Annotated in this window: 27 protein-coding genes and 3 tRNA genes; 19 read left to right on the top strand and 11 right to left on the bottom strand. The window is 62.6% G+C overall.

Annotated features, from left to right (window positions below):
- Positions 1-83 precede the first annotated feature (83 nt).
- A complete protein-coding gene (locus B0G82_RS40030; RefSeq protein WP_007180815.1) occupies positions 84-233 on the top strand; it encodes a hypothetical protein in 150 nt (49 codons plus the stop codon).
- A gap of 259 nt (positions 234-492) precedes the next feature.
- Positions 493-1089, top strand: a complete 597-nt coding sequence (locus B0G82_RS10410) for a chorismate mutase (protein WP_121307315.1) — start codon at positions 493-495, stop codon at positions 1087-1089.
- Between the two features lie 130 nt (positions 1090-1219).
- Here the strand turns inward: B0G82_RS10410 and B0G82_RS10405 are convergent, their stop codons facing one another.
- Positions 1220-2371, bottom strand: a complete 1152-nt coding sequence (locus tag B0G82_RS10405) for an exonuclease domain-containing protein (RefSeq protein ID WP_121307314.1) — start codon at positions 2369-2371, stop codon at positions 1220-1222.
- Positions 2372-2960: 589 nt separating this feature from the next.
- On the opposite strand from B0G82_RS10405, the gene B0G82_RS10400 reads away from it, so the two are divergent.
- Positions 2961-3212 (top strand): hypothetical protein, encoded by a 252-nt coding sequence (locus B0G82_RS10400; RefSeq protein WP_199730073.1) that lies wholly within the window; start codon positions 2961-2963, stop codon positions 3210-3212.
- 528 nt (positions 3213-3740) lie between these two features.
- Positions 3741-4886 carry a porin gene (locus B0G82_RS10395; protein ID WP_116139492.1) on the top strand — a complete coding sequence of 382 codons (1146 nt, stop codon included), beginning with the start codon at positions 3741-3743 and terminating at the stop codon, positions 4884-4886.
- 115 nt (positions 4887-5001) lie between these two features.
- Here B0G82_RS10395 and greB read toward each other — a convergent pair whose 3' ends face one another.
- Positions 5002-5571 carry a transcription elongation factor GreB gene (greB, locus tag B0G82_RS10390; RefSeq protein WP_106283328.1) on the bottom strand — a complete coding sequence of 190 codons (570 nt, stop codon included), beginning with the start codon at positions 5569-5571 and terminating at the stop codon, positions 5002-5004.
- Between the two features lie 120 nt (positions 5572-5691).
- Between greB and B0G82_RS10385 the strand changes: the two genes are divergently transcribed.
- Both B0G82_RS10385 and B0G82_RS10380 read left to right on the top strand, forming a co-directional pair.
- A tRNA-Arg gene (locus B0G82_RS10385) sits at positions 5692-5768 on the top strand.
- A 79-nt stretch (positions 5769-5847) separates the two neighbouring features.
- Positions 5848-5924: transfer RNA gene (locus B0G82_RS10380), tRNA-Arg, on the top strand.
- 111 nt (positions 5925-6035) lie between these two features.
- Here the strand turns inward: B0G82_RS10380 and B0G82_RS10375 are convergent.
- The 5 genes from B0G82_RS10375 to B0G82_RS10355 all read right to left on the bottom strand — a co-directional run bounded on the left by B0G82_RS10375 (position 6036) and on the right by B0G82_RS10355 (position 11015).
- Entirely contained in the window at positions 6036-6524 is a 489-nt protein-coding gene (locus tag B0G82_RS10375) for a phage protein NinX family protein (RefSeq protein WP_116118076.1), read from the bottom strand.
- Between the two features lie 107 nt (positions 6525-6631).
- A complete protein-coding gene (locus B0G82_RS10370) occupies positions 6632-8989 on the bottom strand; it encodes a bifunctional (p)ppGpp synthetase/guanosine-3',5'-bis(diphosphate) 3'-pyrophosphohydrolase (protein ID WP_116139488.1) in 2358 nt (785 codons plus the stop codon).
- 142 nt (positions 8990-9131) lie between these two features.
- The gene (gene rpoZ, locus B0G82_RS10365; RefSeq protein WP_006025620.1) at positions 9132-9335 is read right to left on the bottom strand and encodes a DNA-directed RNA polymerase subunit omega; all 204 of its coding nucleotides are present in this window, start codon (positions 9333-9335) and stop codon (positions 9132-9134) included.
- Positions 9336-9395: 60 nt separating this feature from the next.
- Entirely contained in the window at positions 9396-10076 is a 681-nt protein-coding gene (gene gmk, locus B0G82_RS10360; protein ID WP_106313868.1) for a guanylate kinase, read from the bottom strand.
- Between the two features lie 15 nt (positions 10077-10091).
- Positions 10092-11015 carry a YicC/YloC family endoribonuclease gene (locus tag B0G82_RS10355; protein ID WP_106283332.1) on the bottom strand — a complete coding sequence of 308 codons (924 nt, stop codon included), beginning with the start codon at positions 11013-11015 and terminating at the stop codon, positions 10092-10094.
- Positions 11016-11225: 210 nt separating this feature from the next.
- On the opposite strand from B0G82_RS10355, the gene rph reads away from it, so the two are divergent.
- The 5 genes from rph (at position 11226) to B0G82_RS10330 (ending at position 14359) form a co-directional block, all read left to right on the top strand.
- A complete protein-coding gene (rph, locus tag B0G82_RS10350; protein WP_106283333.1) occupies positions 11226-11966 on the top strand; it encodes a ribonuclease PH in 741 nt (246 codons plus the stop codon).
- Positions 11959-12606, top strand: a complete 648-nt coding sequence (gene rdgB / locus B0G82_RS10345; RefSeq protein WP_116139480.1) for an RdgB/HAM1 family non-canonical purine NTP pyrophosphatase — start codon at positions 11959-11961, stop codon at positions 12604-12606. Before rph ends, rdgB begins: the two co-directional genes overlap by 8 nt.
- The gene (gene hemW / locus B0G82_RS10340) at positions 12603-13832 is read left to right on the top strand and encodes a radical SAM family heme chaperone HemW (protein WP_121307313.1); all 1230 of its coding nucleotides are present in this window, start codon (positions 12603-12605) and stop codon (positions 13830-13832) included. Before rdgB ends, hemW begins: the two co-directional genes overlap by 4 nt.
- Before the next feature lie 55 nt (positions 13833-13887).
- Positions 13888-13977, top strand: a tRNA-Ser gene (locus B0G82_RS10335).
- Positions 13978-14110: 133 nt separating this feature from the next.
- Entirely contained in the window at positions 14111-14359 is a 249-nt protein-coding gene (locus B0G82_RS10330) for a hypothetical protein (protein ID WP_206751611.1), read from the top strand.
- Positions 14360-14442: 83 nt separating this feature from the next.
- On the opposite strand, the gene B0G82_RS10325 is transcribed toward B0G82_RS10330, so the two are convergent.
- From B0G82_RS10325 to B0G82_RS10315, 3 genes are all read right to left on the bottom strand, one after another.
- Positions 14443-14847 (bottom strand): RidA family protein, encoded by a 405-nt coding sequence (locus B0G82_RS10325; protein WP_121307311.1) that lies wholly within the window; start codon positions 14845-14847, stop codon positions 14443-14445.
- 181 nt (positions 14848-15028) lie between these two features.
- On the bottom strand, positions 15029-15259 hold the full coding sequence (locus tag B0G82_RS10320) for a hypothetical protein (protein ID WP_116148278.1): 231 nt from the start codon (positions 15257-15259) through the stop codon (positions 15029-15031).
- A gap of 119 nt (positions 15260-15378) precedes the next feature.
- Positions 15379-16599 carry a Bcr/CflA family multidrug efflux MFS transporter gene (locus tag B0G82_RS10315; RefSeq protein WP_121308647.1) on the bottom strand — a complete coding sequence of 407 codons (1221 nt, stop codon included), beginning with the start codon at positions 16597-16599 and terminating at the stop codon, positions 15379-15381.
- A gap of 258 nt (positions 16600-16857) precedes the next feature.
- Between B0G82_RS10315 and B0G82_RS10310 the strand changes: the two genes are divergently transcribed.
- From B0G82_RS10310 to B0G82_RS10275, 8 genes are all read left to right on the top strand, one after another.
- Complete coding sequence (locus B0G82_RS10310) at positions 16858-17343, top strand: hypothetical protein (protein WP_121307310.1); 486 nt, start codon at positions 16858-16860, stop codon at positions 17341-17343.
- A 139-nt stretch (positions 17344-17482) separates the two neighbouring features.
- Complete coding sequence (gene hemL / locus B0G82_RS10305) at positions 17483-18766, top strand: glutamate-1-semialdehyde 2,1-aminomutase (protein ID WP_121307309.1); 1284 nt, start codon at positions 17483-17485, stop codon at positions 18764-18766.
- 70 nt (positions 18767-18836) lie between these two features.
- Positions 18837-20006 (top strand): bifunctional diaminohydroxyphosphoribosylaminopyrimidine deaminase/5-amino-6-(5-phosphoribosylamino)uracil reductase RibD, encoded by a 1170-nt coding sequence (ribD, locus tag B0G82_RS10300; protein ID WP_121307308.1) that lies wholly within the window; start codon positions 18837-18839, stop codon positions 20004-20006.
- A 15-nt stretch (positions 20007-20021) separates the two neighbouring features.
- The gene (locus tag B0G82_RS10295) at positions 20022-20636 is read left to right on the top strand and encodes a riboflavin synthase (RefSeq protein ID WP_106283367.1); all 615 of its coding nucleotides are present in this window, start codon (positions 20022-20024) and stop codon (positions 20634-20636) included.
- Positions 20637-20835: 199 nt separating this feature from the next.
- On the top strand, positions 20836-21972 hold the full coding sequence (gene ribBA / locus B0G82_RS10290) for a bifunctional 3,4-dihydroxy-2-butanone-4-phosphate synthase/GTP cyclohydrolase II (protein ID WP_116139466.1): 1137 nt from the start codon (positions 20836-20838) through the stop codon (positions 21970-21972).
- 49 nt (positions 21973-22021) lie between these two features.
- Entirely contained in the window at positions 22022-22528 is a 507-nt protein-coding gene (gene ribH, locus B0G82_RS10285) for a 6,7-dimethyl-8-ribityllumazine synthase (protein WP_006050161.1), read from the top strand.
- Positions 22525-22959 carry a transcription antitermination factor NusB gene (gene nusB / locus B0G82_RS10280; RefSeq protein ID WP_121307307.1) on the top strand — a complete coding sequence of 145 codons (435 nt, stop codon included), beginning with the start codon at positions 22525-22527 and terminating at the stop codon, positions 22957-22959. The genes ribH and nusB overlap by 4 nt, the downstream gene beginning before the upstream one ends.
- Before the next feature lie 150 nt (positions 22960-23109).
- Complete coding sequence (locus B0G82_RS10275; RefSeq protein ID WP_121307306.1) at positions 23110-24306, top strand: pyridoxal phosphate-dependent aminotransferase; 1197 nt, start codon at positions 23110-23112, stop codon at positions 24304-24306.
- Between the two features lie 112 nt (positions 24307-24418).
- On the opposite strand, the gene B0G82_RS10270 is transcribed toward B0G82_RS10275, so the two are convergent.
- Entirely contained in the window at positions 24419-25603 is a 1185-nt protein-coding gene (locus tag B0G82_RS10270) for a transglycosylase SLT domain-containing protein (RefSeq protein WP_116139464.1), read from the bottom strand.
- Positions 25604-25919 lie beyond the last annotated feature (316 nt).

Below are 25919 nucleotides of genomic sequence, written 5' to 3'. Positions count from 1 at the left end.
CAACAAAGAACAGGTGACCGGCATCAGCCGCTGGTGCAAAACGGGGACCGAGGCCGATAATCGGTTTGTAAAGGAGAGAGATCATGGATGCCAAACCACCGAAAGTTCCGACCCCGGATAAAGTCTTTTGCCCGGATCCGGAACCCGCTGGCGTCGAGTTTTTGGGTGCTGAACTGCCGGAGCATGTCCGCGCCTTTTTCGACGAGCAACGCAAGTCGTGCGACTCGAAGTAGCTGTGCAGTGGCGCAATGCAGCATGGACGTGCGTGCAGCGGTTGCGTGCACACGTCTAACCGATCGTTTTCTGCTCGATTCGTGACACGGGGTCAGTCCGTCTGATTCAGGTGACGCCCGGCCGTGCGGCCTGGCGTCGGCATTTGCCCGCCTCGACAAATATGCCTGCGGTGTTCCGATCGCGAGGGAAGACGCGGGCTCGATGCATCGTCTATTCTTCTGGTTTTTCCTCGTGGCCGCTCGGCTACCGCCATCTTCCATGAATCGTTCTTATCGCTTCGGCGCGTCATGCACGCTCGCGCTGCTGACCGCTCTTGCATTCGCGCCCGCTCCCGCCATCGCGGATGGTGACGACACCGCGCTCACCAGTCTGATCGCGCTTGCCTCGCAGCGCCTCGCGCTCGCGGAACCGGTGGCGCGCTGGAAATGGGCCAATCACCGGGACATCACCGACACGCCGCGCGAGAACGCTCTCCTCGCCGATGTCGAGAAGCGCGCTGCCGCGGCGAACGTCGACCCGGCATACGCCCGTGCTTTCTTTCAGGATCAGATAGACGCCAGCAAAGACGTCCAAAATGCGCTGTTCGCCACGTGGCGCGGCACCCAGGCGCCACAAGGACCCGCGCCCGATCTGGCAACCAGCACGAGACCGCAGTTGGACCGGCTGACGCAATCGCTCATTGCCGGCCTTGCGCGCGTTCAACCGTTGCGCGCGGCACCGGATTGTCCGTCGCGCGTCGCGCAGTCGCTGGCGAACTGGAAGTCGCTGACGCGCTACGACTCGGCTCATTCGAGCGCGTTGACGCGCGCCCTCGGGCACGTGTGCGAAACCGGTGGCGTGGGCGCGACCGGTTAGGTCGGCTGAGATAAGCGCGCGGTTTGAGGCCGGCTAATGGGTGCGGAGACCGCGCGCTTGAACCTACTTTGTTGAACAGCGGGCTATCGGTTGAAAACGAAGTCGCTGAACGCCGGACTGGCGAACGTCTTCAGGCGAGACTCGCCACCGCCGCGCCACTCGACACGCTCAACGGCATCACACGCAAACCGCGGGCGAGATGGCTCTGCAAGATGCGATACGTCGACAGTTCGAACCGTCCCGCCGCACTCGAAGCATGCAATTCCGCCGCCAGCGCGAGCGACGCCGCGTGGCCGACATAGCACCAATGGTCGACGACATGAAACGCGCGTGCCTGCGACGCCTCCTCGCGCTCTTCGAAGACGATCGGCCCGTCGAACGGCCAGGGCGCGTCGGCCGGATCGCTCTTCGCGATACGCGGCACACGGTTATGGCCGGGACGCAGCGTCGCGATCCACTGCGCCTCCGCGAGCATGGCGCCCAATTCCCCGCCGGTCGCGCGCCACTCGACGCGCCGCACCTGTTGCGCGAGCCGGATATCTTTCGACGAGCGCCGCTCGCCGGTCAAATGTGAGCGCACGCGCTGGCGCACGCGCACGCTTCGCCCGACATACAGCGGCACATCTTCTTCCCCATAGAACGCGTAGACGCCGCAACCGGCCGGCGCGGTATCGAGCAGGTCTTCCGTGATGTCGCCTGCAAGCCGGTAGCGCCGCGTGGTGCGCTCGATCTGCGTGCGCAATACGTCGAGCGGCACAAGGCCGTGCAGCCGTTGCCAGAACTGCCAGATCAGATCGGCGTCGGCGAGCGCGCGGTGGCGATCGGAAGGCACGAGTGCATGGCGCTCCACCAAGGCGTCGAGACCGTGACGCTTTTCCGCCGGGAACAGCGCTCGCGACAGGCGCACGGTGCACAGCACGTCCGGATCGAACGCCAAGCCCACCCGGCGAAACTCGCCGCGCAGAAATCCGCGATCGAAACTGGCGTTATGCGCGACGAACAGTTTGCCGTTCAGACGCTCGAAGAGCGCCGGCGCGATCGCATCGAAGGTCGGCGCGCCCCGCACCATCGCATTCGTGATGCCGGTGAGCTGCTGGATGAATGAGGGAATCGGCTGCTGAGGGTCGACCAGACTGCTCCAGCGCGACACGCCGGCAGGTCCGATTTCGACCACACCGACTTCGGTGATGCGATGCTCGGCGGTCGAGCCGCCGGTGGTTTCAAGATCGACGAAGACGATCGGCCCATCCAGGGCCGGTTCCGGCAAAATCTGTTCAGACATGGAAAAGGAGACTTTGGACGCGTGGCTTTGCGGCAAGTATGCACCAGTTGGCGGTCGAGTACCCGGGTAGCATCGCGTTACGTCGAGTGACTTGCGGCTCAACGGTCCTGTTTCCGCTTAAGCGACAAGTCTCTCGCAACACCTGAAATCAGTATGTTTCACGGCCGCCACAGCGGAATGACGGCGAAGCGGATATTTCGTTTCAGGGCAATGCTCGATTTTGTTAATCAAGGGAACACCACATCGCGCGCGATCTGGCAGATGAAATTCAGCCTTGCCGCTATACGAGGAAGGGAGAAATGCCGTCAAGCGAATTCTCGATATGCGTTTATCACGCGGCACGTTAAGCCCGCGTTTGTTGGCTTATATAAGTCCCAAGCGCATATACGTACTTCTGTCTAGATAATCAGACCAAGTCAATATTACTCAATCGATTGTGGGGACGCGTTATAGCGGGAAAATTTTCAGCAGCCGGCCGAAAAATGTAACGAAAGACGTTCCCGTAAGTGTTTGTCCGACTTGCTGCACCGCATGCATAGCCGGATGATCGGATTCAGTAGTTGTAGTAACGCGCATTAGGGAGATTGCCATGCTGTTCAACCAAATCCACCGCCTCTTTACCTGGCTGACCCAGTCGCACGACAACACGGCCTCCGAACAATCTGCACCCGTCGCGGACACGCCGTCAATCTTCGAAATCGATCCAATGTGGCATGGCGATCATTGGCAGAACCTGCTGTCGTCCCCCATGGACGCGCGTCGCTACGTCATGGAAGACTGGAGCATTTCGATCGCGGACGACTGGAACGAAGTGGACGGCGGCGCGGCGCCGGCCCACTGACCGCGTCGTCAATCGGCGCCACACAGGCAAAAAAAAGCGCGACTGGAAAGTCGCGCCGACAAAGGTTTGGAGATCTTTTTCGTCAACGAAAAAGTCTGCTTCGGAAAGCAGAAACTTCAGTATAGCGGTTCAGTTCCATTTCGATTATTCACATAAATTACAATCATCTGTTGCGGCAATAACAACAATCTCGTTTTACATTTTATTCCGTTGTTTTTTAGCATCGATTCTTGTCGCGAATCAGCAACGCACCGCCATCCGCACCAAGCTCACGCCTCTTGAAAATCGCTGGAGGCCTTTATTGATAAGGCTTCAGCGGCTTTCGCATATCGTTTCTCAAAGCGTAATACTTTATTGCGTAAATCGGAACGTCCATTACGCGGAGTGTCTCTCTACACTCTGCGTAACCGGAAACCAGCGCGGTTTTGCTCAACGCGCATCTCACTCGGATTACGCCTCTCGCAGCGCCCGCGTGAAGGTCTCCTTAAGCCTGGGTTCAACGCCCGCTCTCGCTCTCGGAGTTACAAGATGAAAAAGACACTCATGGTCGCCGCCCTCACGGGCGTTTGCGCAACCGCCGCGCATGCACAAAGCAGCGTCACGCTGTACGGTTTGATCGACGCCGGCATCACTTACACGAACAACCAGCACGGCCATAGCAACTGGCAGGAAACCAGCGGCTCGGTGAACGGCAGCCGCTGGGGCCTGCGTGGATCGGAAGATCTGGGCGGCGGTCTCAAGGCGATCTTCACGTTGGAAAACGGCTTCGGTATCAATGACGGCACACTCAAGCAAGGTGGGCGCGAATTCGGCCGTCAAGCGTTCGTCGGTTTGACGAGCGACCAGTTCGGCGCCGTCACCCTCGGCCGTCAATACGACAGCATGGTCGACTATGTCGGTCCGCTGGCGCTGACCGGCACCCAATACGGCGGCACGCAGTTCGCGCATCCGTTCGACAACGACAACCTGAACAACTCGTTCCGCATCAACAACTCGGTCAAGTACCAGAGCGCCAATTACGGCGGCTTCAAGTTCGGCGCGTTGTATGGCTTCTCGAACCAGGCCGACGGCTTCGCGAACAACCGCGCTTATAGCGCGGGTGCGTCGTACAGCTGGGGCGGCCTGAACGTCGCCGCCGCCTACCTGCAACTGAACAGCAACGGCGCGACCGGCGCGGCTGCGGCGTTCAATTCGGGTGGCGCAGTGTCGAGCGACAACACGTTCTTCGCGGGCCGCCAGCAAACGTGGGGCGCGGGTGCCAACTACGCGTTCGGCCCGGCAACCGTCGGCCTCGTGTACTCGCAAACCAACCTGTCGAGCCTCGCCGGTATCGGCGCTAGCGCCTCGGGTCAAAGCGGAGGCATCGCCTTCGGCAACGATAGCGCGCATTTCCAGAACTTCGAAGCGAACGCTCGCTATGCGCTGACGCCGGCGGTCAGCATTGCCGGTTCGTACACGTACACCCGCGCAAGCCTCGCTGGGACGCGTCCGCACTGGAATCAGTTCAACCTGCAAACCGCGTACGCACTGTCCAAGCGTACTGACGTGTATCTGCAAGGCGAGTATCAGCAAGTCAACGAAAACGCTATCGTGGATGCCAACATCAACGGCCTGGCCGCTTCGGGCAACAATAAGCAAGTCGCTGTGACCGCAGGTCTGCGTCACCGCTTCTAAAACCGCGGGTAACAGCCGTGGTCTCGAAGGCGCCGTTCGCGGCGCCTTTTTTTTATGCCTCGTCAGCGCCCGAGTTGAAGGGCGAGAACGAGACAGGGCGTCCGCCAGCGGTGATTCAACCGCCGGTATCTGGCGGTGGATATTTGACGTCGAGTATGTCGATCGGCTGCGGGCCGGCCGGGGTGTACAACGTGACGGTATCGCCGACTTTCGCCTTGAGCAGCGCGCGCGCGATCGGCGAAATCCAGCTCACGTAGCCGATATCCAGATCGACCTCATCAATGCCGACAATCGTCACGATATGCGCCTCGCCGTCCTCCGTCGCATACTCGACAGTTGCGCCGAAGAAAACCTGGTCGACGTTCTCCTGCTTGCTGCTGTCGACGACTTCAGCGAGATCCAGGCGTTTGGTCAGAAAACGGATGCGCCGGTCGATTTCGCGCAATCGGCGTTTGCCGTAGATGTAATCGCCATTCTCGGAGCGATCGCCGTTCGAGGCCGCCCACGACACCAGTTTGACCACTTCCGGCCGATCCTCGTCGATCAGATGCAGCAGTTCATCGCGCATGCGCCGGTAGCCGGCGGGCGTGATGTAGTTTTTCGTGCCGGCGGGAACGTCCGGCGGGGCGACGTCGAGGTCGTCGTCATTCTCTTCGCTCGACTCTTTGACAAAGGCCTTGTTCATGATGATCCGGTAACTGCAGCATGCGACTGCCTATCAAGGTTACACGATCGCGACCATGAGACAAATCGCAGTTACATGCTTCCCTTTTTCAAAACCTTTGCTATAATCTCGTTTCTGCGTGCGGCTGTAGCTCAGTTGGATAGAGTACTTGGCTACGAACCAAGGGGTCGTGGGTTCGAATCCTGCCAGCCGCACCACTTATTCCAGGGCCTTCCTCCGGGAAGGCCCTTACGTTTTACCCAAGTTTCAGCGCAGTAAGCATTACCCGTTTAGCGTGCGGCTGTAGCTCAGTTGGATAGAGTACTTGGCTACGAACCAAGGGGTCGTGGGTTCGAATCCTGCCAGCCGCACCACTTATAGAGGGCCTTCCGATCGGAAGGCCCTTTGTTTTTTGTCCGTCGAGTCGAGTTTCATTGGGCCTTGTCCCCACCGGAGGCCTTGGTGGCGGCAACAAAACACGCCCCTTATCTCGGCGGCGACTGAATATCCCCAATCTGCCCGTCCGGACTCGGCAAGTCCACGAACGAACTGCCTGCCGTCTGCTCGCCGATCGGTTGCGCGTGTTCACCGCTCACCGCCTGCGCCTCGCGCAACACATCTCCCACGGTATCGCCAAATCGGCTTTCGACGAACGCCCTCAGCAAGGCAACCCGCAACGAGTCGCCCCGCCCTTCGACGGTTCGGTGCCCGCCTTCGAATTCCGCGACGCAGTGTGCGGCGCCAAGCGCGGTCCGCTCGCGCACTTCCAGCCGCTGCGCGCGCTCCAGCACCGCCGCTGCCGCCTCCCACGAGGTGGACGGCGTAAAGCGGCCATCCCACGGACGACCGCGGTCATTGCCGCGAATCGAGACGGTTTCGCCGCTATCGGTAAAGTGGATTTCGCGCACAAAGTCGTGCAGGCTGCGGGCGACCCAATAATCGAGCGCCAGGCCGGTGAGGTCAGCTACGTTCACAAGCGTTCTCCCTGAGTTTCAGATGAGACTCGCGCGTAGCCGGTGCGTTCAGATTCGAATGAGGGAGATGGACTCGCCCGGGACCTGCTCCGGGCAACCGCCGGCGATCAGTAATCCGCTCGCTCGCGATCGATTCGCATGCCGCCGTCGTGACGGTGATGGCCTTCCTCGCTAGGCCGTTCGCGTGCAATGCGCATGACGTCCGGATTCGTGCGCACGCGCCGCATGACGTTGGCCAGATGAACGCGGTCGCTGACCTGGATCACGAACCGCAACACCGTGGATTCCTGCGACAGGTCTTCGTCCATTGCAATGTGAACGATGTTGGCATCCGCCGAGGTGATATCCGCCGCCACGCGGGCAAACACGCCCTTGGTATTCTTGACCAGCACCTTCACGGCAACGTCGAACAGACGCCCCGGCTGCGGTGCCCAGGCGACGTCAATCCAGCGGCCCGGATCGCGACGGTGGATGCGTTGCGCGACGCGGCAATCCGTGGTGTGGATCGCCATACCGAGACCGATGCCGATATAGCCCATGATGTCGTCGCCCGGAATCGGACGGCAGCACGCCGACAGTTGCACCGACATGCCCTCGGTCCCGGTGATAACCACCGGCGGCGCATGCGGCATATCGGAGTGGGAGCGCGAGCCGTCGTCGTCGGCGTCGCGGCCGCTCATCAGCACTTCGATACGCTTGGCCATGACCGCCGCGACACGCCGGCCGAGGCCGATGTCCGCGAAAATTTCCTGACGATTCTTGTTGCCCGTCCACTGTACGAGCTTTTCCCACGCTTCCGGCGTCACGTCGGAGAGCGCCAGCCCGTAGCCCTTCAACGCCTGGTCGACCAGACGCTCGCCGAGTTGAACGGACTCGTTCAAGCGCATCGTCTTCAGATAATGACGGATCGCCGAGCGCGCCTTGCCGGTACGCACGAAACCGAGCCACGCCGGATTCGGCTTCGAATACGGCGCTGTGATGACTTCGACGATGTCGCCGCTCTTCAACTCGGTGCGCAACGGCAGCAATTCGTTGTTGATCTTCACCGCGACGCACTGGTTGCCCAGGTCGCTGTGGATCGAATACGCGAAGTCGAGCGCCGTGGCGCCGCGCGGTAGCGCCATGATCTTCGACTTCGGCGTAAACACGTAGACCGCGTCCGGGAACAGGTCGATCTTGACGTGTTCGAGGAATTCGCTCGAATCGCCCGCTTCGCTCTGAATGTCGAGTAGCGATTTCAGCCACTGGTGCGCGCGCTTTTGCACGTCGTTCAGGTCCGCGCCGCCGTTCTTGTACAGCCAGTGCGCGGCCACGCCCGCTTCGGCGATCTCGTGCATCTTGCGCGTGCGCACCTGAAACTCGATCGGCGCGCCGAACGGGCCGACCAGCGTGGTGTGCAGCGACTGATAGCCGTTCACCTTCGGGATCGCGATGTAATCCTTGAACTTGCCCGGCACGGGCTTGTACAGCGCATGCAGCGCACCGATGCAGGTGTAGCACTCCAGCGCGCTCTCGACCACGACACGGAAGCCGTACACGTCGAGCACCTGCGAGAACGACAACTGCTTGTCGCGCATCTTCTTGTAGATACTGAAGATGGTTTTCTCGCGGCCGGTGACTTCGGCGTCGAGCTTCGCGTCGGCAATGGCGCGCTGCACCGATTCGAGAATCTTGCCGACCACTTCGCGCCGGTTGCCGCGCGCCGCCTTGACGGCTTTTTCGAGCGTGGCGTAGCGGTGCGGATTGAAGTTCGCGAAGCTCAGATCCTGCAACTCGCGATATGTATTGTTCAGGCCGAGCCGGTGAGCGATCGGCGCATAGATGTCCAACGTTTCGCGCGCCACGCGGCGGCGCTTTTCGGGCGGCACCGCGCCCAGCGTGCGCATGTTGTGCAGCCGGTCGGCGAGCTTCACCAGAATCACACGGACGTCGCGCGCCATCGCGAGCAGCATCTTGCGGAAGTTTTCCGCTTGCGCTTCTTCGCGATTACGAAACTCCATCTTGTCCAACTTCGACAGGCCGTCGACCAGTTCCGCGACCTTCGGGCCGAAACGCTCGGCGAGTTCGGCCTTGGTCACACCCTGGTCTTCCATCACGTCGTGCAGCAGCGCCGCCATGAGCGCCTGGGCGTCGAGGTTCCAGCCGGCGCAGATTTCCGCGACGGCAACCGGATGCGTGATGTACGGCTCGCCGCTCTGGCGGTACTGGCCGAGGTGGGCTTCGTCGCTGAAATGGAAAGCCGACTTGATGTCCTTGATCTCTTCCGGCTGCAGATAGCCGGACAAGGCGGACGTCAGTTTGGCAATAGAGACGACGTCATGCCGGCGCGGTTGCTCCGGCGTGGCGGTCGGCCCGAACAGATGGCGAAACGACTGTTCGAGGACCGCGTCGATGTACTTCCGTGCAGACGAGGGCGAGTCAGCGTCGTGTTCCACTTCCGTGGCGGTGGGCGGGGTAGCACTCAATTTCGCCTCCGTATCGGTTGGGGTTGGACGCCGGTCTGCAGGTTGATGCAATTACGTGTGGCAAATAGGTATAGCAGGTGTAGCAAGCGCGTGTGGCAAAACAGCTTCGACAAACGCGCAATCCAAAATGGAACAGTGCGCCTTAAACAGGCACCTTCTTCAGCATTTCGACGCCGACCTGGCCGGCTGCGATTTCGCGCAGCGCGACGACCGTGGGCTTGTCGCGGCTCTCGATCTTCGGCGTGTGGCCTTGAGCGAGTTGTCGCGCGCGATAGGTTGCGGCAAGCGCGAGTTCGAAACGGTTCGGGATCTGTTTGAGACAGTCTTCGACGGTAATGCGGGCCATGTTGGGTTCCTTCTCAGTATGTTGCTTATTCTACCTTATGTGCTCGATACACCGCCGCGTTCACGCGTGTGGCAAGTGAATGCCGAGCTGCACGAAAAGCTGCGTGTGGCGCGCGTATTGCGAGGCGAAGCGCGAACGCGTCGCGGCCACCAGACATTGCAGTTCGCTGAGCGCGCGCTCGAACTTCTCGTTGATCACCACGTACTCCGCTTCCGCCGCGTGCGCCATCTCGCTGCCGGCTGCCAGCAGACGGCGCGTGATCACGTTCGGCTCGTCCTGACCGCGCTTTCTCAGCCGCTCTTCCAAAGCTTCGAGCGAAGGCGGCAAGATGAAGATTTCGACCGCGTTGTGAAACTGCTTTTTCACCTGCTGCGCGCCCTGCCAGTCGATTTCGAGCAGCACGTCATGGCCGTTCTTCATCTGGTCCTCGATCCACACGCGCGAGGTGCCGTAGTAGTTGCCGTGCACTTCCGCGCTTTCCAGAAACTCACCGGCATCGTGGCGCTTCATGAAATCGTCGACGGTAGTGAAGTGATAGTGCTCGCCGTCCTGCTCTTTCGGACGCGGCGGACGCGTCGTGTACGAGATCGACAGACGGATCGCGTCGTCGCCGGCGAGCAAGGCGTTCACGAGCGTCGACTTGCCGGCGCCCGACGGCGCGACGACCATGAACAGGTTGCCGGGGTAAGCACCGGCGTACGGATTGCGCGGCGTTTCGCGTGTGTGGTGATGGTCGGTCATGGTGGTGCTCCAGCCTTATTCCAGATTCTGTACTTGCTCGCGCATCTGTTCGATGAGCAGCTTCAGGGTCATCGACGAATCCGCCAGTTCCTTCGCGGCTGCCTTCGAACCGAGCGTGTTCGCTTCGCGATTGAGCTCCTGCATCATGAAGTCGAGGCGCTTGCCGACCTTGCCGCCCTTCTGGATCACGTGACGCGTTTCGTTCAGGTGAGCCGTGAGGCGCGACAGTTCTTCGGCGATGTCGATACGGATGCCGTACATCGTCACTTCCTGGCGAATCCGCTCGTTGATCTCTTCACGCGAGACGATCGTCGCGGCGGTATCCGGCGCGGCGATGCCGAGCGCTTCCTGCAAGCGTTCGACAATCTTCTGCTGATGCTTGGCGATCAACTCCGGCACGAGCGGCGTGATCTTCGTGACGATCGCTTCCATTTCGGTGACGTTGGCAAGCAGCATGGTCGCCAGTTGCGCGCCTTCGCGGGCGCGCACATCGATCAGGTCGGTGATGGCCTGCTTGCCGCAGGCGAGCACGGCGTCGCGCAGCACTTCGGGCGCCACACCGCTTTCGGCCAGAATGCCGGGCCAGCGCAGAATCTCGCCGGTGCGCAGCCGCTCCGCTTCCGGAAACGTCGAGAGCACCGTGCGCTCCAGCACCGCGAGTTGCGTGAGCGCGTCGTGATTGATCGAACCCGCGTTGGCCGACTGTTCGCTGCGTTGCAGGTTGATACGGATATCGACCTTGCCGCGCGACAGCTTGTTCATCAGCATCTCGCGCAGCGTGGGTTCGCACACGCGCACGTCTTCCGGCATGCGGAAGTTCAGATCGAGAAAGCGCGAGTTCACGGTGCGCAGTTCGACCGATACGCTCACGCCGCCTGTGCCCGAGTCCGCGACGAGTTCGCGCGTGGCGCTCGCATAGCCAGTCATGCTGTAGATCATCGTATTTCTCGCGATTGTGGCCATGCGTTCAACGATGGCCGGAGAGTCGAATCGCCCGGCGTGTACGAGACGCGGGGCGGGGAAACGGCATTATCCCATTTTTGGCGATGGGTCCCCGTGGAGAGTCCCGGCACATGCGGGCAGCCGCCCTACCCGATCGGCTGTAAAATCGCGCTTTCCCTCCCGCTTTTCTTCCTGACCCATCCCAACATGACCAACGACACCCAACGCCCCAGCGGCCGCCAGGCCAATCAGCTGCGCGACGTGCGCATCACGCGCCACTACACGAAGCACGCGGAAGGCTCGGTGCTGGTCGAATTCGGCGATACGAAAGTGATCTGCACGGCGAGCATTGCCGAGAGCGTGCCGTCGTTTCTGCGCGACCGCGGCCAGGGCTGGCTGACCGCCGAATACGGCATGTTGCCGCGCGCGACGCATACGCGCAGCGACCGCGAAGCCGCGCGCGGCAAACAGACCGGCCGCACCCAGGAAATCCAGCGGCTGATCGGCCGCGCGCTGCGCTCGGTGTTCGATCTGGAGAAGCTCGGCGCGCGCACGCTGCATATCGATTGCGACGTGATCCAGGCCGACGGCGGCACGCGCACGGCCAGCATTACCGGCGCGTTCGTGGCGGCGCACGACGCGGTGGCCAGGTTGCTGGCCACGGGCCGCATCGAAAGCTCGCCGATCACGGATTACGTCGCGGCAATTTCGGTGGGCGTGTACGACGGCCTGCCGGTGCTGGACCTCGACTACGACGAAGACTCGCAATGCGACACCGACATGAACGTCGTGATGACGGGCGCGGGCGGCTTCGTCGAAATTCAGGGCACCGCCGAAGGCGTGCCATTTTCGCGCGACGAAATGAATGCGCTACTGGATCTGGCGAGCGACGGCATCAACACGCTGATCGCGAAGCAGAAGGCGGCGTTGGAGCAAAAGAGTGAGTGAGGTTTTTCAACGCAATGGCGCAGCCGGTTCCGGTGCGTCGTTGAAAAAAGTCGTGCTGGCGTCGAACAACGCGGGCAAGCTGCGCGAGTTCGCGGCGTTGCTCGGCGCGGCCGGCATCGAACTGATTCCGCAAGGCGAGTTGAACGTGCCGGAAGCCGAAGAGCCGCATCCGACCTTCGTCGAAAACGCGCTGACCAAGGCGCGCCACGCGTCAAAGCTGACCGGCTTGCCCGCGCTCGCCGACGACTCGGGCCTGTGCGTGCGCGCGTTGCGCGGCGCACCGGGCGTCTATTCGGCGCGCTACGCGCAACTTGCCGGCGGCGAAAAGAGCGACGCGGCGAATAACGCACGCCTCGTCTCGGCGTTGCAAGGCGAAACCGATCGGCGCGCGTATTACTTCTGCGTGCTGGCCCTGGTGCGTCACGCGGACGATCCCGAGCCGCTGATCGCCGAAGGCCGCTGGCATGGCGAAATGCTGGACAAGCCGCGCGGCGCGAATGGATTCGGCTACGATCCGTACTTCTTTTTGCCGTCGCTGAACGCGAGCGCCGCCGAACTCGAACCGGCGGTGAAGAACGCCAGCAGCCATCGCGCGATTGCATTGCGCCAACTGCTCGCGCGTCTGACGGAGGAAGCGTGATTCCGATCAAACCGGCGCCCGCCGATATCGGCAACGGCGTCATCAAGGCCTTCACGTCGCCGGGCAGCATCCGGCTGACGTCCCTGCCGCCGCTGGCGTTGTACGTGCATTTCCCGTGGTGTGTGCGAAAGTGTCCGTATTGCGATTTCAACTCGCACGAATGGAAAGGCGACACGTTCCCGGAGAACGAATATCTCGACGCCTTGCGCGCCGATCTCGAGATGGCGCTGCCGCTGGTCTGGGGGCGGCAAGTGCATACGGTGTTTATCGGCGGCGGCACGCCCAGCCTGCTTTCGGCGGCCGGGCTCGATCGCATGCTGTCGGATGTGCGCGCGCTGCTGCCGCTCGACGCGGACGCGGAAATCACGCTCGAAGCCAATCCCGGCACCTTCGAAGCCGCCAAGTTCGCGCAGTTTCGCGCGAGCGGTGTGAATCGGCTCTCGGTGGGCATTCAGAGTTTCAACGAAGCGCATCTGAAGGCGCTCGGCCGCATTCACGACTCGGCGCAGGCGCGCCATGCCGTCGAAGTCGCCGCGACCACCTTCGACAATTTCAATCTCGATCTGATGTTCGCGCTGCCGGGGCAGACGCTCGCCGAATGCCAGGCCGATGTCGAAACGGCGTTGTCGTTCGCGCCGCCGCATTTGTCGCTGTACCACCTGACGCTCGAACCGAACACGTTGTTCGCGAAGTTCCCGCCCGCCCTGCCCGACGACGATGCATCGGCCGACATGCAGGACTGGATTCACGAGCGCACCTCCGCTGCGGGCTACGAGCGTTATGAGGTGTCGGCGTATGCGAAGCCGCATCGGCAGAGCAAGCACAATCTGAACTACTGGCGTTTCGGCGACTATCTCGGCATCGGGGCGGGCGCGCATACGAAGCTGTCGTTTCCGAATCGCGTGCTGCGGCAGGCGCGCTATAAGCATCCGACCACCTTCATCGAGCAGGCGAAGGCCGGCACGGCGGTGCAGGAAGAGCACGAGGTGGGGACGCGCGATCTGCCTTTCGAGTTCATGCTGAACGCGCTGCGGCTGGTGGAAGGGTTTCCGGTGCATCGGTTTATCGAGCGCACGGGTATGTCGATGACGTCGATCGAACCGGCCTTGCAGGAGGCCGAACGGCGCAAGCTGATTACGCGCGACCACGAAAAGATTGCGCCGACGCCGCTCGGCCAGGCGTTCCTGAATGATCTGCAGGAGCTGTTTCTGAAAGATCCGCAGTGATTGCGGATCGACCGGGCGCCGCAGCGAGGTTTTTTCAGGTTACAATTTAGGGCTTGGAGGTGTGGCCGAGTGGTTTAAGGCACCGGTCTTGAAAACCGGCGAAGGAGCAATCTTTCCGTGAGTTCGAATCTCACCGCCTCCGCCAGATCAGATCGGCGCCGAGTCCTCGGCGCCTTGCAGAAAAGACGGCGCCAGCGCCGCAATCGCTGAGCATTGCATGACCTTTCTCTTGAGCCCGCCGCGAGCGGGCTTTCGCACATTTGGCTTCTGAAACAGAGATGCGACATGGAAAAGTATTGTTCGGCACCGACGGCACCGGGCGCGACTCAGGCGTAAGCGCCACCAGGTGGTTTCCCCGCCGCAAATTAGATACGCAACTCGCGGCTGGTGCGCTGATCGCGAAAATGACAGGAAGCGCCACCGCCGAACTCGGCGCGAGCGCATTGACGCACATGAGCGGTAATGTCGGCGTGAATACCGCGGCCGGCGTGAGCGGTGCCCCGCTCAACGGGCTCGCCATTCATTAAGCTACAGCATTCACGCGGTTCGTTGAAATCACCCACTGCCCAGCACGCGCCCACGCTCAACACAACAGGTCAGTAACTAAAAGCTAAACCAGCGCGGTCGCTTCCACCTCGATCTTGAAACCGTAGTGCAACTGCGGAACAGGCACGACGGCGCGCGCAGGCCGTGCTTCACCGGCCCACCGCGCGTAGATCTGATTGAAGCTCATCCAGTGTTCGACATCGACAATGTAGACGCGCACCTGCACCAGTTGCGCGACGCTGCTGCCGGCGCTTTCGAGCGCGGCTTGCACGTTGACCAACGCCTGTTCGGCCTGAACCTCGAACGAGGCCTCGGATAGCTTGTCGCCTTGCGCCGTGATCGGCAATTGCCCCGAGACGAACACGAAACCATTTGCGACCGCGACGTGACTGTAATGACCGCCCGGCTGCGAAAGCGTGGCGGGATTGTCCGTATGCGGCAGATGCGGGTCATGCTGGCTACCAGCCATGAATATCACTCCAGACTTGACGACGGCACATGACACCGCGTGCGCTTCATCCGCACGACAGCATCCCGTTTTTTGCAAAAGCGATAAGCGATCACACGAGCAATCATGCAACGCGCTAGCGCTGTCCGCCCCCAGGCACAGCGTCTCGCATCAACACGCTTCTGCAAACGTGCCGCGCTCATCACACGCCAAGCATTTCCAGCTTCTCGCGCGCATCCGCGCAACGGCGGTTCAGATCGCGATGCATCAACTGACTATCGAGCAGCGCTGATACGTCAGACAAACCTAAATCAAAGCGCAAGACGTATTCGATGTCGGTGTAGTCGTGATAGGCGCCGCTGTCCGCCAGCTTCTGCGCTTCAGCGAAAGCAGCTTGTTGCCGTTCGCCGTTCATCAAATCTCTGATCGCCATGAATGCCGCTCCGAGGAACAGTGGACCCATCATAGCAACGGAAATTCAAACGCACGGTCGCGCGCACGCAACACCTGGTGTTTACCGTAGATGCGACGCGGCTTGCGCTTCATTGGTCCTTAGACGGCGGCGACAGGCACCTTGGTCGCGTGCCACCTGACAACCAGAATCCGGCCGAGATAACACAGCAAGCCCGCCACGCCCACCGTCACGCCCATGCCCTTGGGCGAACCGTCCTGCCAGAGTCCGACCGCAAGGCTCGACAGCGCGCCGAGTGCCAGCTGCACGGCGCCGAACACGGCGGCCGCGGCGCCGGCATTCAGCGGATAGCGATGCATCAGATCGGTCGTGCAATTGGCGGACAGAAGACCGACCACACCGACCACGAAGAACAGGCCGAACACGATCGACCACAAACCGCCCCAACCGGTCAGCGACACGAGACAGACAAACAGCGATGCGATGCAGCTCACGGTTGCGGCGAAAGAAATGATCGGCAGTGAACCGAGCCGGCCGACCAGCCGCGTATTCATGAAGTTGCCGAACATGATGCCGACGATATTGAGCGCGAACAGGAAGCCGTAATGCTGCGCCGACACATGGAAATATTCGATGTAGACGAACGGCGTCGCGGTGATGTACGCGAACATCGACGCGAACGCCATGCCGCCGCACAGCATGTGCCCCCACGCAACCGGATCGCGCAGCAACTTGCCGTACGCGCCGAACGACTTCAGCAACGCCGAGTGCGCACGCTTCTCACGCGGCCACGTTTCCGGCACCTTGAGAAACGCGGTGATCGCGCACACCGTGCCGAACAATGTCAGCACGATAAACACCACGCGCCAGCCGCCGAGCAGCAGCAACTGTCCGCCGATGAGCGGCGCGAGCAATGGTCCGATCGACGTGACGATGGCGAGCATCGACAGCACGCGAGCGGCATCGGTCGGGCCGTGGGCGTCGCGTGCGATGGCGCGCGCCAGCACCGAGGCCGCGCCCGCGCCCAGCGCCTGGACGAAACGGAACGTCACCAGCGAGCCGATCGAAAACGACATCGCACAGGCGATGCTAGCCAGCGCATACATGACAATGCCGCCGAGCAACACGGGCCGGCGGCCATAGGTATCCGACAGCGGACCATAGAGCAGCATGCCGATCGAAAAGCCGAACATGAAGCTGGTGAGCGTCGTCTGCGCGGCGCCGGTGCTGATGGCGAACGCCTGCGCGATGGTCGGCAAGCTCGGCAGGTACATGTCGATGGAAATCGGCCCGCATGCGGCAAGCGCACCGAGCAACAGAATCAGCCGGCCATCGGGCCGGCTTCTGGTGACGTGAGACATGGGAATCCAGATGAAGCACCGCGCCGTCATCGGCAGCGGAACAGGTGAAACGGGGAAAACAGCAACTTGGCAGCCTCAATTGTACGCGACGGTTAACACGACAGCCGAGCCTCGGAGATGATCGCGAAGACGTCTGTGCGGCATCGACGATTCGCGGCAGCCACGTTGCCGATCAGTTAAGCTGCCGCCTGAACGCTGCGGGCGACGCGCGAACCTATGCGCCGCGCCCTTCCCGACTATTCTGTACGCGACCATGCGATGACCGCATTCCTGCTGATCTGGAGCCCGAGGAAATGGCCATGGCCCGAGCTGCCCGACGTAGCCAAACGCGTGACCACGGGCGTCGCGGTCGCCGACGCATGGGGCTGCGGATTTGCGCGCAGCATCCTGCCGGGAGACCGCGTGTTCCTGCATCGCGTGGCGCAGGCACCGAAGGGTATCTTCGGCTCTGGTTATGTCACGCACGCGCCGTACGAGGTCCCCAATCCGGCGACGAAGCGCGGCTACCGTTTGTGCATCGACTTCGTGTACGACTGGCTCGTCGATGCACACGAAGACGTGGTGATTCCGCGTGAGATGTTGCGCACGCATCCTTTCTCCGTGCAGACGTGGGACGCGCAGAGTTCGGGCACCGTCATCAAGCCAATGGCCGAAGGCGCGTTGGAAAAGCGCTGGGCGGAACTGACCGGCAAGCGCAAGCCGCCAAAGTTCGATGCGCCGACTGGGCCCACGCACAAAAAGTGAGTGAGCGGCCCGCTGCGTAGGCGCATCCGGAAAACCTGTTCACGCTGACTCCGGTACAATTTCCCCACCCATCCCAGCGCCACGCGACTCGCCCACAGGCGACCCGCGTCGCTGCGCAACCCCAATTCCAGTCATCGCCATGTCCAGAAACGAAACCCTTTTTGAACGCGCGCAACGCACCATTCCCGGCGGCGTGAACTCGCCAGTGCGAGCCTTCCGCTCGGTCGGCGGCACGCCGCGCTTCATCGAACGCGCACAGGGCCCTTACTTCTGGGATGCGGACGGTCAGCGTTATATCGACTACATCGGCTCATGGGGCCCGATGATCCTCGGCCACGTCCATCCGGAAGTGCTCGAAGCCGTGCAGCGCGTGCTGGGCAACGGCTTCTCGTTCGGCGCGCCGACTGAATCGGAAGTGGAAATCGCCGAAGAAATCTGCAAGCTGGTGCCCTCCATCGAACAGGTCCGCATGGTGTCGAGCGGCACCGAGGCGACCATGAGTGCGCTGCGTCTCGCGCGCGGCTTCACGAACCGCAGCCGTATCGTCAAGTTCGAAGGCTGCTATCACGGCCACGCGGACAGTCTGCTGGTCAAGGCCGGCTCGGGCCTGCTGACCTTCGGCAACCCGACTTCGGCGGGCGTGCCGGCGGATATCGCCAAGCACACCACCGTGCTCGAATACAACAACGTCGCTGAACTCGAAGAAGCGTTCAAGGCGTTCGGCAACGAGATCGCCTCGGTGATCGTCGAACCGGTCGCCGGCAACATGAACCTGGTGCGCGCCACCTCCGAGTTCCTGCAGGCCTTGCGGCGCCTGTGCACTGAGTACGGCTCGGTGCTGATTTTCGACGAAGTGATGTGCGGCTTTCGCGTCGCCCTGGGCGGCGCGCAAGAGGTCTACGGCATCACGCCGGATCTCACGTGTCTCGGCAAGGTGATCGGCGGCGGCATGCCGGCAGCGGCGTTCGGCGGCCGGCGCGACATCATGGCTCACCTTGCGCCGCTTGGCGGCGTCTATCAGGCGGGCACGCTGTCGGGTAACCCGATCGCGGTCGCGGCCGGCCTGAAAACGCTACAACTGATCCAGGCGCCGGGCTTCTACGAGACGCTAGCGGCGCGCACCATGCGCCTCGCGCAGGGTCTTGCCAACGTGGCGCGCGAAGCCAAGGTGCCGTTTGCGGCCGATTCTCTCGGCGGCATGTTCGGCCTCTACTTCACGGACTCGATCCCGACCAGCTTCGCCGAAGTCACGCAGAGCGACGTGCCGCGTTTCAACGCGTTCTTCCACAAGATGCTCGACGCCGGCGTGTATTTCGCGCCATCGGCGTATGAAGCAGGCTTTGTGTCGATCGTTCACGACGACGCGATCGTCGACGCCACGATCGACGCCGCGCGTGGCGCATTCGCCTCGCTCGCGGCCTGAAGCGGGCGAGACAACACACTGCTAAAACCGAAACCCATTACAGCCTAGCCACCGTACCGACCGGACCCCGATGTTTTCGCAAACCGATTTCGTCCATATGGAACGCGCACTCGCGTTGGCCAAGCGCGGCATGTACAGCACCGACCCGAATCCGCGCGTCGGCTGCGTGCTCGTCAAGAATGGCGAGGTGATCGGCGAAGGCTTCACGCAACCGGCCGGTCAGGATCATGCCGAAATCCGCGCGCTGAAAGACGCGCGCTCGCGCGGTCACGACTTGCGCGGCGCCACGGCCTACGTGACGCTGGAGCCATGCAGCCACTTCGGCCGCACGCCGCCGTGCGCGAATGCGTTGATCGAAGCTCAGGTCGCGCGCGTAGTCGCGGCGATGGAAGATCCCAATCCGCAAGTATCCGGACGCGGTCTCGCCATGTTGCGCGACGCCGGTATCGAAGTGCGCTGCGGACTGCTCGCCCTCGAAGCGCACGAACTCAATATCGGCTTCGTCTCGCGTATGACGCGCGGCCGCCCGTGGGTCCGCATGAAAGTGGCGGCCTCGCTGGATGGCCGCACCGGCTTGCCTTCCGGCGTCAGCCAATGGATCACCGGTGAAGCGGCACGCGCCGACGGCCACGCCTGGCGCGCTCGCGCGTCGGCGATTTTGACGGGCATCGGCACGGTCAGGGAAGACAATCCGCGCATGACGGTGCGCGCCGTCGACACGCCGCGCCAGCCGCAACGCGTACTGATCGACAGCCAGCTCGACGTGCCGCCGGAGGCGCTAATTCTGGCCGGCGCACCCACGCTGATCTTCTGCGGCAATCTGGATGGGCGACATACCGATCGCGCCAACGCACTGCGCGATCGCGGCGCCGAGATCGTCCAGCTGGCGAACCCGGCGGGCAAGGTCGATCTGCCCGCGGTGCTGAAAGTGCTGGGCGAGCGCAACGTCAACGAATTGCATGTCGAGGCGGGCTACAAGCTGAACGGCTCGCTGCTGCGCGAAGGCTGCGTCGACGAACTGCTCGTGTATCTCGCGCCGAGCCTGCTCGGCATGGATTCGATGAGCATGTTCAATCTGAGCGCGCCCGACACGCTCGAGGGCCGCGTCAAACTGAACTTCCACGCGGTCGACCGGATCGGCGAAGATGTGCGGATTCTCGCCCGCTTCATGCCTCAACCTGCCCCCGAGGCCACGCCCGGACCCGGCAGCGATTCCGCGCCCCCACCCGTTTCGAAATGATCGAGGATTAGTACGATGTTCACAGGAATCGTCGCGGCCGTGGGCCGCATTGAATCAGTCAAGCCGCTCGGCACGGACGGCGACGCGGGCGTGCGCCTGAACGTCGAAGCCGGCGGTCTCGATCTCGGCGACGTGCAGCTCGGCGACAGCATCACCATTCAGGGCGCCTGCATGACCGTCGTCGCGAAAACCGCCCACTCGTTCGAAGTCGACGTCTCGCGCGAAAGCCTGAACTGCACCGCGGGCCTCGGCGAGACCGGCGAAGTCAATCTCGAGAAAGCGCTGCGCGCACACGACCGGCTCGGCGGCCATATCGTTTCCGGCCATGTGGACGGCCTCGGCACGGTCACGCATTTCGCGCCGGTCGGCGAATCGCACGAACTGCGCGTGCTGGCACCGCGCGAGATCGGCCGCTACCTGGCGTACAAGGGCTCTATCACTGTCAACGGCGTGAGCTTGACCGTCAACTCGGTTAAAGATCGCGACGATGGCTGCGAATTCTCGATCAACCTGATTCCGCACACGGTCGAAGTGACGGCGCTCAAGCGTCTGCGTGAAGGCACGCAGGTGAATCTGGAGATCGATCTGATCGCGCGTTACGTCGAGCGCATGCTGAACGCGCCTAAGTAACAGGCCGCAAGCCGGTCACGCATGGGCCGGCGGCGGCGCCCCGCCGCATTCCGCCGGTTCGTGCATCCATCGTTTCAACGAGCTTAGCAACCGCGGACGGCTCATCGCCAGTCGGCCAAATGGCCTATGCCGTTCGGCGGAGGCGACTTGGGCCCGTGCGTGGCGTAAAATACGCGCTTTCTTCGAAACTCTCGCCAACATGACGCTCGCCTCCACTCTAGAGATCATCGCCGAACTGAAAGCAGGCCGGATGGTGATCCTCGTCGACGAAGAAGACCGCGAAAACGAGGGCGACCTCGTGATCGCCGCCGAATTCGTCACGCCGGAAGCGATCAACTTCATGGCCCGCTACGGCCGCGGCCTGATTTGTCTGACGCTCACGCAGGAACGCTGCAAGCTGCTGAACCTGCCGCTCATGACCTACCGCAACGGCACTCAGTACGGCACCGCGTTCACGGTCAGCATCGAAGCGGCCGAAGGCGTCACCACCGGCATCTCGGCGGCGGACCGCGCCCGCACGATCGCCGCCGCGGTCGCGCCGGACGCCAAGGCAGAGCACATCGTGCAGCCGGGCCATGTGTTCCCGATCATGGCGCAGCCCGGCGGCGTACTGGTGCGCGCCGGCCATACCGAAGCGGGCTGCGACTTCACCCAGCTGGCCGGGCTCACGCCGGCCGCGGTGATCTGCGAAGTCATCAAGGACGACGGCACGATGGCGCGCCTGCCGGACTTGATGGAATTCGCCAGCGAACACGGTCTGAAAATCGGCACGATCGCGGATCTGATCCACTATCGCAGCCGCACCGAGTCGATCGTCGAGCGGATTTGCGAACGCACCATGCAGACCGCGCACGGCGCATTCCGCGCGGTCATGTATCTCGACCAGCCGAGCGGTCAGCCGCATATCGCGCTGGTGCGCGGTACGCCGTGCACGGATCAGGACACGCTGGTGCGCGTGCATGAGCCGCTGTCGGTGCTGGACCTGCTCGAAGTCGGCGAATCCACCCATTCATGGACGCTGGACGCGGCCATGAAAGAAATCGCCGCACGCGATTGCGGCGTGATCGTGCTGCTGAACTGCGGTGACTCCAAAGACCATCTGATCGACGTCTTCAAGGCGTTCGACTCGAAGGAAAGAGCCGACGCACTGAAACGCCGCCCGGTCGACTTCAAGACGTACGGCATCGGCGCGCAGATTCTGCGTGAGCTCGGTGTCGGCAAGATGCAGGTGCTGTCGAACCCGCGCAAGCTGGGCAGCATGTCGGGCTACGGTCTCGAAGTCACGGGCTTCGTGCCGATGCCGGGCGGCAAGGCACAAGCTCCGCAACAAGGCTGATCCGACCATTCACGCGCTTCGCGCCCACTCAAAACACTACGGAATTCACATGGAAATCGGACAATACCAACCGAATCTCGACGGCGACGGACTGCGTATCGGCATCGTGCAGGCGCGCTTTAACGAGCCCGTTTGCAATGGCCTCGCAGACTCCTGCATCGAAGAACTCGAACGCCTCGGCGTGACCGGCGAAGATGTGCTGCTCGTCACCGTGCCGGGTGCGCTGGAAATCCCGCTGGCGTTGCAAAAGCTCGCCGAAAGCGCGCAATTCGACGCACTGATCGCGCTCGGCGCGGTGATTCGCGGCGAAACGTACCACTTCGAACTGGTATCGAACGAAAGCGGCGCGGGCATCACGCGTATCGGCCTCGACTTCGGCATTCCGGTCGCGAACGCGGTACTGACCACCGAAAACGACGAACAAGCCGTTGCGCGCATGACCGAGAAGGGTCGTGACGCAGCGCGCGTGGCCGTCGAAATGGCGAACCTTGCCGTCGCGCTCGAACAACTCGGCGGCGACGACGAGGAAGAAGACGAAGAAGAGGAAGAGGCATGAAGAGCGCACGCCGACGCTCCCGCGAACTGGCCACGCAGGGGCTTTACCAGTGGCTGCTGTCGGGTTCGCCCGGCGGTGAAATCGACGCGCAGCTGCGCGGCGCGCAAGGCTTCGACAAGGCCGACCACGAACATCTGGACGCCATTCTGCACGGCGTGATCCGCGATTCGGAAACACTGTCCGCAGCAATCACTCCGTGTCTCGACCGTCCGATCGAGCAGCTCTCGCCGGTCGAACGCGCCGTGCTGCTGGTGGCCGCGTTTGAACTGAAGAACCACATCGATATTCCTTATCGCGTGGTCATCAACGAAGCGGTCGAACTCGCCAAAACGTTCGGCGGCGCGGATGGCTACAAGTACGTGAACGGCGTGCTGGACAAGCTGTCGGCGCAACTGCGCGTGGATGAGACGCAGGCGGCTCGCAAGCGTTGAACGCAAGGCGCATGGCCGGCGACAGGGTCGTTGGCGTGCGCTACGCTGAACGAGCTGGCGTAACCGAACCGTTCGCAAGGACGCCGTTTCGCGCGCAGGCACTCGCGCCGAACGTCGTCCCGCTTTTGCTTCTGAACTGGATTTGATCGTATGAACTCCGTGACCGAACCCTTGGTGCGGCTTGCTGCACGTGTGGACGCCATCCAGCCTTTCTATGTGATGGAACTGGCCAAGGAGGCCGCGCTGCTTGAGCGCGACGGCCGCGACATCATTCATATGGGAATCGGCGAACCCGATTTCACCGCGCCCGAGCCGGTTATCGAGGCGGCCGCGAGCGCACTGCGCCGTGGCGTCACGCAATACACCAGCGCGCTTGGCCTGCACGCCCTGCGCGAAGCGATCTCGGCGCATTACGCCGACTTCTACGGCGTCAACGTGGATCCGGCGCGGATCGTCGTTACCGCCGGCGCATCGGCCGCATTGCTGCTGGCTTGCGCGGCGCTGGTCGATCGCGACGACGAAGTGCTCATGCCCGACCCGTGTTATCCGTGCAACCGCCATTTCGTGATTGCCGCCGAAGGCAAGCCGGTAATGGTGCCTAGCGGCCCGGCCGAACGTTTCCAACTCACCGCCGCCGATGTCGAGCGTCTCTGGAACGAGCACACCCGTGGCGTGCTGCTGGCGTCGCCGTCGAACCCGACCGGCACGTCGATCGAACCGGCCGAACTGGAGTGCATCGTCAAGGCGGTGCGCGCGCGTGGCGGCTTTACCATCGTCGACGAGATCTATCAGGGGCTGAGCTACGACGCAAAGCCCGTGTCGGCGCTCTCGTTCGGCGACGACGTGATCACCGTCAACAGCTTCTCGAAGTACTTCAACATGACGGGTTGGCGTCTGGGCTGGCTGGTGGTGCCGCCCGGCATGGTCGGCGCGTTTGAAAAACTCGCGCAAAACCTGTTCATCTGCGCTTCCGCGCTCGCCCAGCACGCGGCGCTCGCCTGCTTCGAGCCGGAAACGATCGCGATTTACGAAGCGCGGCGCCAGGAATTCAAGCGTCGCCGCGACTTCATCGCGCCGGCGCTGGAATCGCTCGGCTTTTCCGTGCCGGTGATGCCCGACGGCGCTTTCTACGTGTACGCGGATTGCCGCACGGTCGCGCACGCCGCGGCCGGCGACAGCGCGGCGCTCACCAAGGCCATGCTGCACGATGCGGGCGTGGTGCTGGTGCCCGGCATGGATTTCGGTACGCACGCGCCGAAGGAGTACATCCGGCTGTCGTACGCCACTGCCTATCCGAAACTGGAAGAGGCCGTCGACCGACTGGCGAAATTCTTCGGCAAGGGTTAAGCAGAGCGACTCTCACTCTCTCAATCGCCTGACGAAAAAAAAGGACACGCCAGATGCGTGTCTTTTTTTGTTGCAAGTCCTGCACGGAGTCGCCCGTTCTAAGCTGCCAACCTCAAGCGCCCAACTCCGATGCCGATGCCACGTGCTTCGTCGCGTTGGCGCTCGCGTCATCCTGCTCGGAGGAAACCGGCGCCTTCACCGGCGTCGCCGCGCTCAACGGATGACTGCCCTCGAGCGTCACCTGCACGCGCTTGCCATTGCTGGCCGACGCGGCCGTAGCCGTGTTGGTCGACGCCGTCAAAACCGGCGCCTGCGGTGCGTTGATCGGCACCTTTCGGCCACGCGCCACGTCCCGCAGACGGGCACGCTCGGCCATGACCTTGGCACCGTAGCCGCCGTCGTCCGGCGAAGTCGAGCCGACGTACAGACGCAAGCCGCCCGGCAGCGAGCCGCCACGTGCGATGCAATCCTTAAGCACCAGCGCGCCCACCTTGATGTTCGCGACCGGTTCGAGCGCCGCGCTCTGACCGCCGAAATACTGGAATTTGTCCGAGTGCACCTTGGACATCACCTGCATCAGGCCTTGCGCGCCGACGCCGCTCTCGGCGTACGGGTTGAAGCCCGACTCGATTGCCATCACTGAAAGCAGCAGCAGCGGATCGAGACCGACTTCGCGGCCGGTGTCGAACGCCGCCTTGACGAGCTCGCTGACGGGCTCCTGAGCAACGCGATAGCGCCGTGCAAGAAAGGACGCAACCAGGTCCTGCTCGCGGGTCGAGATCAGGACGCGGTCGTCGCGCGCGTCGGCGGATACACGTTGCGACGGGATCAGGCTTGCCAGCGCGGTAACGCTCTGCATGGTGCGCGGATCGAGGCCGTTCAGCGCCGCGACACCCATGCCGGTTGACCCGGCGGCGTCGAATGCGTTGTCAAAGCTGCTGTTGCTCGCGGTGACCGTGTTGCCGTTGTTCGTGACGCTCACGGCATCGGGGCCGTTCGAGCTGGCAGTCAGCGAGTCGTCGGAGGACGCGCGCGCGGGCGGTCCGAAAGCCGGCAGCGGGTTGCCCTGCAGCAGACGGGCGGGACCGGCTTGCACAGCGGCGGAGATGACCGGCATTGCCTTGGCGGCTAGCGTGCCGCGCAGGGCCGGCATCAGCCACAGTGCGACTGTCAGCACCACCGCGATACCGCCGACGATGCTGAACAGGTGATGACTCATTCGCGTCCCGCAGCGCACCACACCGCGCACAACTTGTGCGATACGCTCATCGGGACGCCACGATAACCAGGCGTTCATTCAGATCTCCCATGTTGCATGATCCGCGAACCCCGCCATATGTACAGACGGTGAAGCACGTTCGCAGAATCAAGACATCGCGCGCTCTGTCTGGTTAGGGCAGCAGCGACGTCGGGAAAACGGTAAATACCGTTTGTGGGGAGCCATCCTGGAAAAGGACCGCGGCATGTCAAAAAAGCATGCGGGCGGTGGCTCCCACGCGAAAAACCAGCGTCAGTTAACGCTGGCGAGGACATCAATAAGACCGTCTAATACCGTGCAGGAATCGGTAAGCGGTGACGCGTTGCGTCTGATGGGACCGGGGGGCAGTGGTAAA

Source organism: Paraburkholderia sp. BL17N1 (assembly GCF_003634175.1).
Taxonomy (GTDB): domain Bacteria; phylum Pseudomonadota; class Gammaproteobacteria; order Burkholderiales; family Burkholderiaceae; genus Paraburkholderia.
The sequence above is the reverse complement of the archived record's forward strand: the minus strand, read 5'-3'. Positions and strand labels throughout refer to the sequence as shown.